Origin of the sequence: Alcaligenes sp. SDU_A2 (genome assembly GCF_038237375.1) — a bacterium.
Taxonomy (GTDB): Bacteria; Pseudomonadota; Gammaproteobacteria; order Burkholderiales; family Burkholderiaceae_B; genus Alcaligenes.
The window spans coordinates 1782949-1799086 of sequence record NZ_CP151273.1 but is presented as its reverse complement, the minus strand read 5'-3'; the positions used below and the strand labels follow the sequence as shown (position 1 = coordinate 1799086).

Here is a 16138-nt window from a genome sequence, read left to right as displayed (position 1 = left end):
ATTGGCCTGACAATGCTGTTGGGCTTCATGTTGGCCGGCCCGGCCACTGCCGGCGACCTGCATCCGGTACGCGGCTTTTTGCCCGACCTGCGTTTTTCTCTGCAAACGGCCGGACCCAAGACCGTCACCCAGGACGATTACAAAGGTAAGGTTGTCCTGCTGTTCTTTGGCTACGCCAGTTGTCCGGACGTCTGCCCCACCACGCTGGCGCAACTGGCCGCCGTCATGGACGAGCTAGGTCCCCAGGCCCAAGAGGTGCGCATTCTGTTCGTCAGTGTTGACCCGCACCGGGACACGCCCGAATCCCTGCAAACCTACGTCAAGGCCTTTGACACGCACGCCATCGGCCTGTCCGGCACCGAAAAACAGATTGCCGATCTGGCCAGGCGCTACCGCGTGGCCTACCAGATCGAAAAACCCGATCCCAAGGCCCCGGACGACTACGAGGTCGCCCATAGCCGGGGGGTGTATTTTTTTGACCGCGAGGGGCGCGCGCGCTTTCTAGCACCCGACACCGAATCCGTGCAGGTGCTGACAGAAGGCGTGCGCCGTCTGCTCTAGCGTCTTCATCGGCCTTTCAAAGCCGATTGCGCCTGACGCAAGGCCGTGCGCAAGCCCTCTTGCAAAACCGGATGGTAAAACGGCATGGCCAGCATCTGCTCCAGGCTTAATTCCATTTGCAGCGACCAGGCCAGCAAATGGCCGATATGCTCGGCATCGGGCCCCACCATTTCCGCCCCCAGAAAACGTCCATCCGCCCCGGCATAGACATGCAGCAGGCCCTGATTGCGCAACATCACACGCGCACGCCCCTGATTGGCAAAATTAACCGAACCGACCACCGCCCCTTGCGGCAAGGCCTTGAAGGGCGTACCGACAACGGCTACTTGCGGATCGGTAAACATAACCGCCATGGGCGCGCGACGGGTCAGTGGCGGCTGCGCGCCGGCGCTGACCGCCTGCAGGGCGGCCAGACGGCCGTCATCGGCTGCTTCGTGCAGGATGGGAGCACGCTGATTCACATCTCCGGCCAGATAAATAGGCGTGCCGTGCAGTTGCAGCGTGGCACGATCGTAAACCGGCCTGCCTTTTTCGTCCCACTGCGCGCTGGTGTTCTCCAGCCCCAGATCGGCCAATTGTGGCGTGCGACCGGCCGCCGCCAGCACATAGTCGTAATCTTCGAGCACCTCCTGCCCGTTTACCCGCAGGCGCACACGCGCTTTGCCATCGACGATATCGCCGCCCAGCACCGTCACGTCGGCGCGCAGATTCAGCTCTTTGCTCCAGATGGCACGGGCGGCCTGGCGCACATCGGGATCGGACAGCCCGGCCAGACTCTGACTACGGGCAATAATGGAGACATCCACGTCCAGGCGAGCCAGCGCCTGGCCCAGTTCCAGACCGATCACCCCCGCGCCGATCACCAACACGCGCTGCGGCAGATCCTGCCAGTCAAACACATCTTCGTTGCTGATCAGCCGCGCCCCCAGGGCCTGCAACTCCTTAGGACGCACAGGTTCGGAACCCGTCGCCACAATAATATGCCCGGCCGTCACCCGGGTATGCGCATCGACCTGCAGCACATGGTCAGACAAAAATCGAGCCCGGCCACGCAACTTGTCGTGTTCATCAAAGCCTTGCACATCGTCCACCACGAACTGCACGAAACGGTCCCGTTCACGCCGCACCCGCGCCATGACCTGCGCACCATCCACCCGGACCGGGCCATCCACATGCACGCCAAACGGCGCGGTATGACGGGCATGATGCGCCGCATCGGCCGCCGCGATCAATAGCTTGGACGGCATGCAGCCAACCCGCGCGCACATGGTGCCGTAAGGACCGGACTCGATCAGCACGGTCTTGCTGCCTGCCCGCTTGGCGGCCCGGTACGCCGTCATGCCCGCTGTACCGGCACCGATCACGGCCACATCACACTGAATTTCCTGCATATGCACTCCTGATTCAACAAGCCGCCGCGTTCTTTTCCAGAGCCGCTGCGCGCTCTACAATGACTGGATTGACCGTTAAATCATAACGCAGTCCCTGAAGGCTGCCGGAAGGAGTCCCCCATGCTGATCAGCCAAGCTGCGCGCCAGACGGGCCTGACCCCGAAAATGATCCGCCACTACGAAGACCTGGGGCTGCTAAGCAGCGGGCGCGCCCAGAACGGCTATCGCGTCTATCAGGCACAGGATCTGGACACATTGCACTTTATCGCCCGCGCCAAGGAACTGGGCTTTAGCCTGAACGACATCCAGCAGTTGACCAGCCTGTGGCGTGATCAGCAGCGTCCCAGCAGCGAAGTCAAGCGCCTGGCCCAAACCCATATCCAGCACCTGGAGACACGCGCCGCACAATTGCTGGACATGGCCACCAAGCTGCGCCGGCTGGCCGAGCAGTGTCACGGAGATCAGCACCCCGACTGCCCCATTCTGGACGGCCTGGAAGGCGTGTGCTGTCCCGCGCCCCACGACAGGCACGACTAAAAGCTGACTCTTAAGCCCGCAAACAAAACATGATCGGCATAGCGCTGAAAGCTCTGGCGGTCGCCACCTGCATGCACGGTACCGTTAAAAATTAAACGCACATGGCTGCCCAGAGCCTGTTCCAGAATCAGAGTCAGCGCCCGATCTTTGCGCTCCAGGTCATACTGCACCAGCGCAAAGGCATGGGTATCCATGCCCAATGCCTGGCTTACATAAGCGGCCACCGTCTGACGCGCCCAGGGACTGCGGTTGGGCCGCACCGCCTTGGCCAGCTCCGTGCCGCCGCCGACAGGATCGAACAGCAACATGCGGCTTGCGTTGGACAAAGCAAATGCATCCATATCGCGCCGCTCGGCACGGCTATAGCCAGCGCCGTTGTACCGGTATTCCACATTCAGGGTACTGGAGCTTCCCAGGCTGACGGCAACGCCCGCCAATGCATCCAGATAGCGCCGGTCGGGGCGTTCCCGCTCCTGCAGACGCCATCCCCACATAGGGTCCAGACGGGGAGCCAGACGCTCGGGTTCCTGAGTCCAGGCCGTATCGGCATACAGCAGACTGCCCGGACCGGTCAGCACATGCCCCCACGCGCCCATGCGCCAGCGCCGATCGCGCCAGGACAGCAGACCGCCCCATTGGCTCTGTTCGCCGACACGCTCGTACTGCACAGCATAGATCGGCTTGAAATCGCGCAACAACTCCTTATCGCGGCCCTGACCCACATTGGCCATCAGATTGATCCTGTCCTGTTCCCCCAGATGCAGGCGCGCCCCCAGAAAATCCCGCGTCGCCACCTCCACCAAAGAATTGGTGCGGTCCTGATTGGTAAAAAAGGGATTGGATGGAGAAGCCAGCAGCGATGTCCCCCACTGCATATCTTCTCGGTTGTAATACAGATCCACCGGCCCCAGCCGCCGCTCCAGACGCCAATGCTGCAGATACGCGTCCCGCTCCAAGAGCGGTTCACGGCCGCGCGCATCGTCAAAACTGCGGGCTTCGCTTAAACGCGGCCCAGCCGACAACAGCCAGCCCTGCCCTTTCCAACGCCCGTTCAAGCGCAGTGCCGAGTCCATGTACAAACCAGCCGCCCCACCCAGCAGATTGCCCGGGTTGTACAGGCTGTCCATGCGTACCTGCGGGGCCGTCACAACGGTAATCAACTCGCCATTCCAGCGCCAGGCCTCTTGATCCAGCGCCTGCGCCGCCCCAACCCAGCCCATCCCCACCGTCACCATGCCTGCCACAGCCAAGCGGACCGCGATACTGTTCAGAACCGCCATCACGGGCGCACCAGATCAGTCAGGCTAAAAGCCAAGGGCGGCGGCGTAAACACGTGCGCGTAACGGTACTGGACATCGCGGTCGCAGCATAATCCATCCCGACGCCGAATCTTGATTTCCGAGGGAACATCCGGCAAGCCGGACTGACCAGAAAACTGCAGGGTCATGGTCGCCAAAACGCCCCCTGCAGCATCGATCTCTTGCGCCTTGACACCTTGCCCTGTGCGGGTATCCCACCAGTAATCCACATTGCGCACAGCCGAGTGCAAGGACTGGGCAGACAGACGTACCCGTGCCAGGGGCAAGGCACTGGTATCGAGCTCGGAAAAAGTGGTGCCTTGCAGCCAGTCCATCAACAGCGGCAGGCCCAGATGCAGCTCGCTGGCCGCCATCTGACGCGGCAAAATCGGCAAGGGCTTGGCCAGTTCCGGCATAAAGAACCAGCTCTGGCGACCACGTTGCAAAATACGGCTGCCTGCAAAGCGCTGCGGCTGACGCACCTGATACAGCGCACGCTGCGAAGCCAGCATCATATCCAGATCCAGCACTACATTGCCGGTGTCCGCTTCCAGCACACGGGCCTGCAGGCGCAGAGCCTGATCGGCCTGCAGCAATGGTGCAAAACTGCGTTGAACGCACTGTGCCGGATCAGGACAAGCAGGCAACAGCGTCTTGTACGCCCAGGCGTAAGGGGCTAACCACACCCCCGCCAGCAGGCAGGCCAGACGCACACGTTTGCGGCCCTGGGCAGAATGCAGAATTGACATGTAAAAACCGGCCAACAATTAAGCCGGCTGACACCATGCGCCGCTTAATGTAACCAATAGATAAAAATGCAATTCTACGAGTTAAACGGTTTATATGCCACGATCTATTCAGCCGCCTAATCAAATAGGCGACTGTCATAGCATTGCCATGCAAAACCACTATGTATCAAAGCGCGGCGCGCAGCGCGGCTCTTGCAAGGCGTTGAAACGCTCTTTAGAGCCGCGGCCGCGCCATCGGATTGGACAGGCAATCAGCCTGCCAGCCACTCACCGACAAAACCGGCGGGATCGGGACGCTGCGGCAGTCCCAAAGTATGGATCGGGGTGCCCAGAGAGACAAAGCCCATGAAGTGATAGTCCAGGGCATCGAAACCCAGGGTTTCAGGCACTTCCTCGACATAGGTGCCCAGACCGGTGCTCCAGAAGGCCCCAAAGCCAAGCTGATGAGCCGCATTGAGCATATTGGCGACCGCCGCGCCAGTGGCCAGCAAACGCTCGGTTTCGGGAATCTTGTCGTTGCTGTGGTCGATATGGCAAGCCACAGCAATCAACAAGGGTACGTTGGCCAGCCAGGCGCGCATGCCGGCTATTTTCTGTTCGGGTATGGGCGTGCCAGCGCGCTCGCTGGCGGCAATGGCCAGTTCGCCCAAGGCTTGCACATTGGCACCACGAATCAATTTGAAGCGCCAGGGTTGCAGGCGACCGTGGTCAGGGGCGCACATGGCAGCGCGCAGTATCAAGTCCAATTGCTGCTCATCGGGACCGGGGCCCTGAACCAGCTTGATGGAACGGCGGGACAGCAAAGAATCGATCGTAGTCATACAACTTCCAGAGTCAAAAGGAGATAGCGTCGGCAGGCTGAACAGACATCAGGCCTTGGCAGGCGCACAGGCCTGCACCAGCAGCGCTTTCATGTCGCGCACCGCTTTTTCCCAACCGTCAAACACCGCCTGGGCCACAATGGCATGACCGATGTTCAGCTCGGCAATACCGGGCAAGACCGCAACCGCCTGGACATTGCCGTAGTGCAGTCCGTGTCCGGCATTGACCCGCAGCCCCTGGGCCACGCCCTGAGCGATGCCGGCGCGGATGCGCTCCAGCTCGGCGGCCTCCTGTTCAGGGCTCTGCGCCTCGGCATATGCGCCGGTATGCAGTTCGATCACCGTGGCCCCCACATCCGATGCGGCCCGGATCTGTGCCGGGTCTGCATCAATGAACAAGGACACCCGTATGCCGGCCTGCTGCAACTGCCGCACCGCCGCTCGAACCTGATCCAGATGGCCCACCACATCCAGCCCGCCTTCGGTGGTCAGCTCGGCGCGGCGCTCGGGCACCAGACACACATCGTCGGGCTGAACACGGCAAGCAATGTCCAGCATCTCGGGCGTAATGGCGCACTCCAGATTCATGCGCGTGCGCAAGGCCGCACGCATGGCAAAAACATCGGCGTCCTGAATGTGGCGCCGGTCCTCGCGCAGGTGCAAAGTAATCAGATCCGCGCCGGCCTGCTCGGCGCGCACTGCCGCCTCGATAGGATCGGGATACGTGGTTAAACGCTGCTGGCGCAGTGTTGCGACATGATCGATATTGACGCCCAGTTCTATCATTCCCCTCAGGCCTCCATGAATCCAGGGATAAATTGACCGCCCTAAATCGCCAACGGCCGGAACAATCCGGCCGCTGGCGATTCATGCAGGGTCTATTATGGCCTGTTTATCCCTTCGGTGTCTGCGGCGTCTGAGCCGCAGCCGTATCGGCATTCCAGCCGCCACCCAAAGCCTTGTACAGCTCGACTCGGTTAAGCAGCGAGGCCAGTCCGGTCTGAATATACGCTTGCCGGGTTCCGTACAGATTCACTTCTGCGGTCTGAACCTGCAAAAAGCTGTCTACACCGACCTCGTAGCGCAGCTTGGCCAGACGCAAGGATTCGCTGGCGGCCTTGTCCACTTCTTCCAGGGCATCGATCTGCGGACCGAATGTTGCTTCGCCGGCCAAGGCATCGGCCACCTCGCGAAACGCAACCTGGATGCTCTTTTCGTACTCGGACACGGCAATATCGCGCCGCGCCTGGGCCAGAGCCAGATTCCCGCGCGTGCCGCCCGAGAACAGCGGCATCACGACCTGAGGCTGGAACTGCCAGTAACGATTGCCGGAACTGAACAGACCACCCAACTCGGGACTCATGAAGCCCAGCATGCCAGTCAGCGAAATATTCGGGAAAAAGGCAGCACGTGCCGCGCCGATGCTGTAATTGGCACCTTGCAAGGCATGTTCGGCCCCCAGAATATCGGGACGTCGCTCCAACAAATCCGAAGGCAGCCCCACCGGCAGGCTAGGCAGCAATTGCGCACGGGTAAAAGGCAGTCCCTGAGGAGCATTGTCAGGCACAGGGGCTCCCAACAGCACCTGCAAGGCGTTCAGGGCGCGCTGGCGGTCGCGCTCGACCTGCTGCATGTCCGAGCGCACCGTATTGTATTGCACCTTGGCCTGATTCAAGTCCAGCGACGACACCACGCCGGCATCGAACGAGGACTGCACCAGGCGTAGTGTTTCCTGGCGGCTGCGCAAGGTGTTTTCCATCAATTTATGCAGCTCATCGGCCGCACGCACCCGGAAGTAGGCTTCGGCCGTGCCCGCCACGACCGCGATGTGCGCGGTGCGCCGGGCCTGCTCGGTGGCCAGGAACTGCTCGCGGGCGGCCTGCGCCAGATTGCGTACCCGCCCGAAAAAGTCCAGCTCGAACGAGGTGATACCGATACCGGCCTGGAAGGCCCGGCTGACCGAGGGCGAATCCACACCGCCCGGTCGGGCATTGGTCCCATAGCGGGTTGCCTGCTCGGCCGCCATGACGCCGATCGTGGGCAACTGATCGCTCTGCGCAATGCCGTACTGCGCACGCGCCTCTTCGATGCGTTGCGCCGCAATGCGCAGATCGCGGTTGCTCTCGAGCGCCTGCCCGATCAGCACATGCAGACGAGGATCGGCAAAAAACTCGCGCCAGCCCAGATCGGCGGCATTGACCGCGCCCGCCTGGCCCTGCTGGGCCAGGGGGAACTGCTCAGGTACCGGGGCGGCAGGACGCTCATACTTGGGTGCCAGCGAGCACGCCGACAAGGCAAGCGTCACGGCCAAGACCAGGGGAGCACGTAAAAATAGGCGAGACATCAGAGCTGTCCTCCTTCGGACCGTTCTTGTTGCGCGGCCTTTTCGGCCTGCTCGCGTTCGTATTGCTTGGCAGCTTCACCGAACAAGCGAGGCTTGGTTTTAAAGAGCTTGAGAATGACGACAAAGAAGGTCGGCACCATGAGCACGGCCAGCGGCGTCGCTGCCAGCATACCACCAAGCACGCCCAGACCCACCGCATTCTGGCTGGCGGCACCGGCACCTGTAGAGGTCGCCAGCGGCACCACGCCCAGAATAAAGGCAAACGAGGTCATCAGAATAGGACGGAAACGCAGGCGCGCCGCCTCCAGCGTGGCATCGATCAGGGTGGCCCCGCGTGCATAGGCGTCTTTGGCGAACTCGACGATCAGAATGGCGTTCTTGGCCGACAAACCAATCACCGTCACCATGCCCACCTGGAAATACACATCGTTGGCCATGCCCATGCCGAACACCAGCAGAACAGCCCCCAACATGCCCAGCGGCACCGCCAGCATCACCGACAGCGGAATTGCCCAGCTTTCGTACAAGGCGGCCAGCACCATGAACACGACCAGCACCGCCAGACTCATCAACACGCTGGACTGGCCGCTGGCCTGACGTTCCTGGTAGGACAAGCCTGTCCACTCGATACCGTATCCGGCTGGCAGCTCTTTCATCAGGCGTTCCATCTCGGCCATTGCATCGCCCGAGGTGTAGCCTGCGGCCGGACCGCCACCGATACGTACCGACTCGTAGCTGTTGTAGCGCACGACCTGCACCGGCCCCTGCTCCACCTCTTGGGTGACAAAGGCAGACAAGGGCACCATCTTGCCCTCGTTGTTGCGGGCATTGAGCTTGAGCACATCCTCTATCGTCATGCGGTACGGGGCATCGGCCTGCACCCAGACGCTTTGCACTCGCCCCTGGTTGGTGAACTTGCCGACATAGGCCGAACCCAGCGAAGTCGAAATCAGCGAAGAAACCTCACTGAAATCCACGCCCAAGGCCGCTGCCTTCTCGCGGTCCACCTTCAGATTGATCTGCTTGCCAGGTCCCAGGCCGGTAATGCGCACACTTTGTGGGTCCAGCACGGGACTTTGCTTGGCCAGCGTCAGCAACTGCTGCGCGGTCGCCATCAGGTTGTTATGCCCCATGCCGCCACGGTCTTCCAGGCGCATGTCGAAACCGGCCGAGTTACCCAGCGCAGAAATCGCGGGCGGCACAATGGCAATCACCATCGAATCGGGCAGACCGAACAGCAACTGGCCCATGGCCTTGCCCGACAGCGCCTGAGCCGAATTTTCCTCGCCCTTGCGTTCGCTGAAATCCTTGAGCGGCACGAAAGCAATCGCCGAGTTCAAGCCGTTGCCGTTAAAGCTGAAGCCCTGCACGGTCACGATGTTGGCCACCTGGGGCTGCTCTTTGAAGTAGCCTTCGACCTGTTCGATGATCTCGATGGTGCGATTGGCCGTCGACCCCGATGGCAGCTCGATGTTGGCAATGACGTAGCCCTGATCTTCTTCCGGCAAGAAGGCGGTCGGCATGCGCAGATACACAAAGCCCAGCACCAGCACCATGATCAGGTAAATGAACATCATGCGGCCGCCGCGTCGCAGCGTCTTGGCCACAAAACCTTCGTAGCGGTTGGTCGTGGAATTGAACGCCCGGTTAAACCAGCCGAAGAAGCCACGTTTGGTTTCGTGGTGGCCTTTAGGAATGGGCTTGAGCATGGTGGCGCACAGCGCCGGCGTGAACGACAGCGCCAGGAACGCCGAAAACGCAATCGACACGGCCATGGCTACGGAGAACTGGCGATAAATCACCCCTACCGAACCGGACATGAAGGCCAGCGGCAAAAACACCGTGGTCAGCACCAGGGTAATACCTACGATGGCCCCGCCGATCTGCGGCATGGCCTTCTTGGTGGCTTCCTTGGGCGAGATCCCATCTTCCACCATGATGCGTTCGACGTTCTCCACCACCACAATGGCATCGTCCACCAGAATACCGATGGCCAGCACCATCGCGAACATGGTCAGCACGTTCACCGACATGCCCATCATGTACATGACGCCGAACGCACCCAGAATGGCCACCGGCACCACCAGAGCGGGAATCACCGTATAGCGCACGTTCTGCAGGAACACGAACATCACGATAAACACCAGTACCATCGCTTCCAGCAAGGTATGCACCACCTGGGTAATGGACTGGCTGACGTAGGGCGAAGTGTCGTAAGGAATGTCGTAACGGATGTTATCGGGGAAGAACGTGGCCAGCTCGTCCATCTGTTCTTTGATGGCGGCCGCCGTATCCAGCGCATTAGCTTCGGGCGAGAGCGAAATAGCAAAGGCGGCCGTCGCCTGCCCATTCAGACGCGCGCCAAACTGATAGTTGTCCGCGCCCACTTCCACGCGCGCCACATCCTTAATGCGTACCGTCGAACCATCGGGATTGGAGCGCAGAATAATGTTCTCGAACTCCTCCACCGTCTCTAGCTGTCCGTTCACCGTCACCGGCGCCGTTACGCGCTGGCTGTCCGGATTAGGCGGCGAACCCATGATGCCTGCCGACACCAGCACGTTCTGGCGGCTGATGGCCGAGGTGACATCGGCTGCGCTCATCTGGTAGCCCACCAGCTTTTGCGGATCGATCCAGACGCGCATGGCGCGGCCGGCCGCAAACAACTGGAAACGCCCCACGCCCGGCACACGGGAAATCGTGTTCTGGATGTTGCGCTGGATGTAGTCGGCCAAGGCGGTCTGGTCCATCGTGCCGTCGGTCGAGGACAGCGTCACCACCAGCAAAAAGCCGGTGCTGGACTGTTCGACCTTCAGGCCCTGCTGCATCACGGCAGCAGGCAAGGATGCCGACACGTTATTGACCCGATTCTGCACGTCCACCTGCGCCAGATCCGGATTGGTGCCGGGGCGGAAGGTCGCCGTGATTTCCGTGGTACCGTAGGAATCGCTGACGGATTCGTAGTACAGCAAACCCTTGGCACCGTTCAGCTCGTTCTCGATCACACTGGCTACGGTGCTGGAGACGTCTTCGGCGGTTGCGCCGGGGTAGGTTGCACGAATGGTCACCTGGGGCGGTGCCACATCGGGGTATTGGGCTACGGGCAGATTCGGCAGGGCCAGCAGGCCCAGCAGCGTAATCCCCAAGGCCACGACCCATGCAAAAATGGGTCTATCGATAAAAAACTGAGGCATGTCGCTTACTCGCTAGACTTGGCTTCGGTTTGCGCGGCAGGCGCAGCGCCCGGTGCCTGGGCTGCGGTGCCCTTATCCTGCTTCCAGGGCATAGGCTGCACCGGCGCGCCGGGACGAATCTTCTGGAATCCTTCGACCACCACCTGATCGCCCGGATTCAAGCCGTCCAGGACAATATACTGTCCTTTGTTTTCGGCCCCCAGATGCACAGGAACCGCCTGAATCTTACCTTCGCGCACCACCATCAGGCTGGTGCGACCGTCAGTGGTGTACTGAACGGCCTGTACAGGCACCAGCAAGGCGTCGCGGGCAACCCCCTGCTCCAGCCGCACCCGTACATACATGCCGGGCAACAAGACTTGATCGGGATTGGGAAATTCGGCGCGCAAATTAACCTGCGAGGTGGAGGGGTCCACGCTGACGCCGGTAAACAGCAAGGTGCCGTCCTGACCGTAGCTGCTGCCGTCTTCCAAAATGGCATGCGCCTTGGCCTTGCCTTCCCCTGCCTGGGTCAGCTTGCCATCGGCCATGGCGCGTCGCAACTGAGACAGCTCGGAGGTGGAGCGGGTGACATCCACATACACGTTATCGAGCTGTTGTACCGTGGCCATGTGGGTGCCGTTGGCTGCCGACACCAACGCGCCCGTGGTGATCAAGGGCTTGCCGATACGCCCATCGATGGGCGAGGTCACTTTGGTGTAGCCCAGATCGATTTCCGCCGCATCCAGGGCGGCTTTGGCGGCGGCAATCGCCGCCTGCGCCTGCTGCGCCCGCGCCCGGGCAGTATCGTACTCTTGACGCGATACGGCATTTTCCTTGATCAGTCGCTCGTAGCGCTGGGCCAGCAAGGCAGCGCTGCGCGCTTCGGCCTGCGCATTTTGTAATTGCGCGGCCGCCTGGTTACGAGCCGCGCGATACGGTGCCGGATCAATCGTAAACAGCAGTTGCCCTTGCTTCACATCGCCGCCCTGCTCGAAATTGATCTGCTCGACAATTCCTGTGACGCGCGCACGGATCTGGGCATCCTGGATGGCTTCGACGCGGCCGGGCAATTCGGAGAACAGCTCCGTGGCGCTAGGCTGCACGGTAACGACGCTGACCGGGACTTTCATCCCGCTCATGTCGGCTTGGGGGGCCTCGTCGCCGCAAGCGGCAAGCAGGACCAGGGAAGAGAAAGCAGCAATGCGCAGAGGCTGCCAACCCAGCAGGCTTTTAGATGACATGAAGTACTCCTGAGCTAAGCGTTATACAGAGTGTTACGCTTAAACTGACTGCATAGTATGGTTTCGGCAATCCTGAAGTATATGTCGAAAACGCGTTCAAAAATACAGAAAAAAACGAACTAGGCTGATTTCCGTAGACAGAAAACGCGTTTAGCCGGCACTATGACCAGCCTGACCCGCTCGGCATGCTTACCCTCCTTATGGAAAAGGATAAGCATAATCAGGTGCCTGTGAACTAAGAGTGAAAAAAAAACCACGGTCTACCCGAAGGTGTACCGTGGTTCTCTGACGTGACAAAAAATGTCAACCTAACAGCAAGCTGTCATCGGCCAGGGTCTCCCCCCTGACCTTCTCGAACATTTCCAGCAGATCGCGCACGTCCAAACCCTGGCGCTGCTCGCCGCTGACATCCAGCACCACCTTACCTTGGTGCAACATCACGGTTCTATCGCCCACATCCAGCGCCTGACGCATGCTGTGCGTCACCATCATGGTCGTCAGACCGCCTTCGCGCACGATGCGGTTGGTCAGCTGCAACACAAAATCGGCGGTGCGCGGGTCCAGTGCCGCCGTATGCTCATCCAGCAGCAGAATCTTGGAGGGTCGCAGCGCGGCCATCAACAGGCTGACCGCTTGGCGCTGCCCGCCGGACAGCAGACCGATACGATCAGTCAGACGATTCTCCAAACCCAAGCCCAGTGTTTCAAGGCGTTCGCGGAATTCGTCACGCATCGAATGGCGTACCGCCCGGCTCAAACCGCGGCGACTTCCCCGCCCTGTTGCCAAAGCCATGTTTTCTTCAATGGTCAGGTCCTCGCAGGTGCCGGCCATCGGGTCCTGAAACACACGCGCCACCCAGTTCGCCCTTTGCCACACCGGCATGCGCGTCACATCGGCCTTGTCGATGAGGATGGCACCTTCGTCCACCGACTGATCACCCGAAATGGCATTCAGAAAGGTGGACTTGCCCGCCCCGTTAGAGCCGATGACGGTCACGAACTGCCCTTCCGGGATCGTCAGCGACAGGCCGCGCAAAGCGCGGGTCTCGATAGGCGTGCCCGGATTGAAAGTCAGGCGCAGATTATTTGCTTCCAGCATATTATTGGCCTCCTTTACGGGCACGCATGCGTTTTTTGAGCAGCGGAATCACCAAGGCGACCGTCACCAGCAACGCCGTCACCAGGTTCAGGTCCTGCGCCTTCAAGCCGATGACATCGGCGTTGAGCGCCAATGCAATGAAGAAACGGTACAGAATGGCACCCAGGATCACGGCCAGGGTCGCATAAAACAGCTTGCGCGCCGGCAGGATACTTTCCCCCACAATCACGGCCGCCAGACCGATGACGATGGTGCCTATGCCCATGGAAATATCGGAGCCCCCTTGGGACTGGGCAAACAAAGCACCGGCTAATGCGACCAAGGCATTGGATATGGCCATGCCCAGCAAAAGCATATTGCCGGTCGCCACGCCTTGCGAACGCGCCATGCGGGCGTTCGAGCCGGTGGCGCGCATGGCCAGACCAGTCTGCGTGCCAAAAAACCAATCCAAGGCAAACTTAACCAACACCACCAGGACGATCAGCAGCAAAGGCCGGGCAATATAGTCGGCGATAGCCTGGGGCTGCAATATGGTGAACACGGTGGGTTCCATGATCAGCGGCACATTAGGGCGGCCCATGATGCGCAGGTTGATCGAGTACAAGGCGATCATCATCAGGATACTGGCCAGCAGATCCATGATCTTTAGGCGCACGTTCAACCAGCCGGTAATGCTACCGGCCAGCGCACCGGCAAAGGTAGCCACGACGGTCGCCAGAAACGGATCGGAACCCTGACTGATGAGTGTCGCTGCCACGGCCCCGCCCAACGGGAAACTGCCATCGACCGTCAGGTCGGGAAAGCGAAGAATACGAAATGAAATCAGAACACCCAAAGCGACCAGTCCAAAAATCAGACCAATCTCCAGGGCTCCCCACATGGAATAAATAGACATGTTGTCGTGCGTCTAGTGTGCAAAAGAAACAGGTGGGCAGCTTGTGGCAACCCACCTGCGGAAAACAAATACGTCCCCCTGTGGCCGACGGTCGCAGCCGGCCACCCCCCGGGGGAAAAGCGCAATTATTCTACGATTTTGGTGGCGGACTTCACGAACTCGTCATTCAGTGTGACGCCTTGGCGCTTGGCGGCACCGGGATTGACATACAGTTCCAGCTTGTTGCTGGTTTCCGAGGCCATCGCGCCGGGTTTTTCGCCCTTCAGAATACGCACCACCATGGCACCGGTCTGCACGCCCAGGTCGTAGTAGTTCACGCCCAGAGCGGCAATGGCACCACGCGCCACGCTGTCCGTGTCCGAAGCAATCAAAGGCAGCTTGGCATCGTTGCCCACTTTGACCAAGGATTCGTAGGCCGACACCACGTTATTGTCGGTATTGGTATAGATGACATCCACCTTGCCCACCAGGCTGCGGGCGGCGGCACCCACGTCCACCGTGCGGGCCGCTGTGGCCTCGACCAGCGACATGCCATGCTTGGGCAGCAACTCTTTCATCTGCTTGACCACCACGGCGGAGTTGGCCTCGCCAGGGTTGTAGACCATGCCCACTTTCTTAGCCTGGGGCACGACTTTTTTGATCAGCTCTATCTGGGGTTCCAAGGCCAGGGCATCGGAGACGCCGGTGACATTGGTGCCCGAAGGCTCCATGCTGCGCACCAGATGCGCTACCACCGGATCGGTCACCGCCGAATAGACAACTGGAATTTCCTTGGTGGCCGCTACGACGGCCTGAGCCGAGGGCGTGGAGATGGCGACAATCACATCGGGCTTATCGCCCACGAATTTGCGCGCGATCTGGGCCGCAATGGCCGGATTGCCCTGAGCGGTCTGAAACTGCCACTTCAAGCCTTTGGCGTCTGTATAGCCGGCATCGGTCAGCGCCTTGTGGACGCCGTCCTTGATAGAGTCGAGCGCCGGATGTTCGACGATCGACGATACCGATACAGATTGTGCATGCACGGCTGCGCCGGACATGAACCCCACACACGCCAGAGCGGCCGCCAGTTGATGTACAGACCTGATCAGCTTCATTCGTCACTCCTTGGATACGATAAAAGCGAGAAATTTATAAGCGTTAAAGTCTACATCGAATAACATTGCTTCGCCCCTCAGGTAATCCCTGCCCTCAGGAAAGATCTGGCTGTGTTGCACGGCGCGAAGACAGCAGTTCGCGCGCCCAGCGTCGGGCCGGCAAACCATAGTCCGCCTGCACCTGTTCGGCCCGCTCCAGCAATTCGCCTGCCGTGATATCCAGCGCCCCGCCCTTGAAGGCCAGCACGACCTGATTGCCCTCGTCCATTTCGGGCAGCATCAGCACCTTGCCGCCAAAGGCCTCGCGGATATTGCGGATGTTGAGCTCGAAACTGGGATGGGCACCAAACAAATTGACCGTCATGACGCCATCTTCGTCCAGAGCGGCACGGCAATCCTGATAAAACTCCAGGGTATCGCGCACCGGCCCCTGGGCATCAGCATCGTACAGATCCACCATGACAGCACGGTACACCCCGTGCTGCTGCGGGTCCTGTACCCACAGCCCGGCATCTTCATGGTCAATCTGCGAGCGGCTGTTGTCCGGCAGGCGGAAAAAAGCCCGACAGATTGCGGTGACGGATGGATTCCATTCCACCGTGCGCACCTGGCAAGGCGTGTACTTTAAACAAAAGCGCAGCAGCGACCCCGCCCCCAAGCCCAAAATAGCCAGCCGCTCTTGACTGCCGGGACGCGTAAACAAGAGCCAGGCCATCATCTGCTGGGTATAAGCCAACACCAGCTCGGCGGGTTTGCGCAGACGCATCGCGCCCTGTATCCACTCCGTTCCAAAATGCAGATAACGAATGCCGTCGCTCTCCGACATGGTAGGGCTGTCCTGCTCTACATCGCCGCACATGACCATCAATCCTCAGGTAAACGCCTCGCCAGCAAGGCCGCTGCATCAATAAAGGGCCCGCGTCCTGCTGCGCC

At 60.4% G+C, this 16138-nt stretch carries 14 protein-coding genes; 2 read left to right on the top strand and 12 right to left on the bottom strand.

What is annotated here, in order from left to right:
* Positions 1–12: 12 nt before the first annotated feature.
* Positions 13–561 (top strand): SCO family protein, encoded by a 549-nt coding sequence (locus AADW57_RS08450; protein WP_341669676.1) that lies wholly within the window; start codon positions 13–15, stop codon positions 559–561.
* Positions 562–566: 5 nt separating this feature from the next.
* Here AADW57_RS08450 and AADW57_RS08445 read toward each other — a convergent pair whose 3' ends face one another.
* On the bottom strand, positions 567–1952 hold the full coding sequence (locus tag AADW57_RS08445; protein ID WP_341669606.1) for a dihydrolipoyl dehydrogenase: 1386 nt from the start codon (positions 1950–1952) through the stop codon (positions 567–569).
* Positions 1953–2072: 120 nt separating this feature from the next.
* On the opposite strand from AADW57_RS08445, the gene AADW57_RS08440 reads away from it, so the two are divergent.
* Positions 2073–2489, top strand: a complete 417-nt coding sequence (locus AADW57_RS08440) for a MerR family DNA-binding protein (RefSeq protein WP_341669605.1) — start codon at positions 2073–2075, stop codon at positions 2487–2489.
* On the opposite strand, the gene AADW57_RS08435 is transcribed toward AADW57_RS08440, so the two are convergent.
* The 11 genes from AADW57_RS08435 to AADW57_RS08385 form a co-directional block, all read right to left on the bottom strand.
* Complete coding sequence (locus AADW57_RS08435) at positions 2486–3769, bottom strand: hypothetical protein (RefSeq protein ID WP_341669604.1); 1284 nt, start codon at positions 3767–3769, stop codon at positions 2486–2488. The two genes, AADW57_RS08440 and AADW57_RS08435, sit on opposite strands and share 4 nt — an antisense overlap.
* A complete protein-coding gene (locus AADW57_RS08430; RefSeq protein WP_341669603.1) occupies positions 3769–4536 on the bottom strand; it encodes a hypothetical protein in 768 nt (255 codons plus the stop codon). Before AADW57_RS08430 ends, AADW57_RS08435 begins: the two co-directional genes overlap by 1 nt.
* Positions 4537–4787: 251 nt before the next feature.
* A complete protein-coding gene (locus tag AADW57_RS08425; RefSeq protein WP_341669602.1) occupies positions 4788–5357 on the bottom strand; it encodes a nitroreductase family protein in 570 nt (189 codons plus the stop codon).
* A gap of 48 nt (positions 5358–5405) precedes the next feature.
* Positions 5406–6143 (bottom strand): pyridoxine 5'-phosphate synthase, encoded by a 738-nt coding sequence (locus AADW57_RS08420; protein WP_341669601.1) that lies wholly within the window; start codon positions 6141–6143, stop codon positions 5406–5408.
* A gap of 106 nt (positions 6144–6249) precedes the next feature.
* Complete coding sequence (locus tag AADW57_RS08415) at positions 6250–7701, bottom strand: efflux transporter outer membrane subunit (RefSeq protein ID WP_341669600.1); 1452 nt, start codon at positions 7699–7701, stop codon at positions 6250–6252.
* Entirely contained in the window at positions 7701–10895 is a 3195-nt protein-coding gene (locus tag AADW57_RS08410) for an efflux RND transporter permease subunit (protein WP_341669599.1), read from the bottom strand. Before AADW57_RS08410 ends, AADW57_RS08415 begins: the two co-directional genes overlap by 1 nt.
* Positions 10896–10900: 5 nt before the next feature.
* Positions 10901–12118 (bottom strand): efflux RND transporter periplasmic adaptor subunit, encoded by a 1218-nt coding sequence (locus tag AADW57_RS08405; protein WP_341669598.1) that lies wholly within the window; start codon positions 12116–12118, stop codon positions 10901–10903.
* A 303-nt stretch (positions 12119–12421) separates the two neighbouring features.
* Positions 12422–13216 (bottom strand): ABC transporter ATP-binding protein, encoded by a 795-nt coding sequence (locus AADW57_RS08400; protein WP_341669597.1) that lies wholly within the window; start codon positions 13214–13216, stop codon positions 12422–12424.
* A 1-nt stretch (position 13217) separates the two neighbouring features.
* A complete protein-coding gene (locus AADW57_RS08395; RefSeq protein ID WP_341669596.1) occupies positions 13218–14111 on the bottom strand; it encodes an ABC transporter permease in 894 nt (297 codons plus the stop codon).
* 125 nt (positions 14112–14236) lie between these two features.
* On the bottom strand, positions 14237–15148 hold the full coding sequence (locus tag AADW57_RS08390; protein WP_341669675.1) for an ABC transporter substrate-binding protein: 912 nt from the start codon (positions 15146–15148) through the stop codon (positions 14237–14239).
* Between the two features lie 151 nt (positions 15149–15299).
* Positions 15300–16031 (bottom strand): spermine/spermidine synthase domain-containing protein, encoded by a 732-nt coding sequence (locus AADW57_RS08385; RefSeq protein WP_341669595.1) that lies wholly within the window; start codon positions 16029–16031, stop codon positions 15300–15302.
* Positions 16032–16138: the final 107 nt, after the last annotated feature.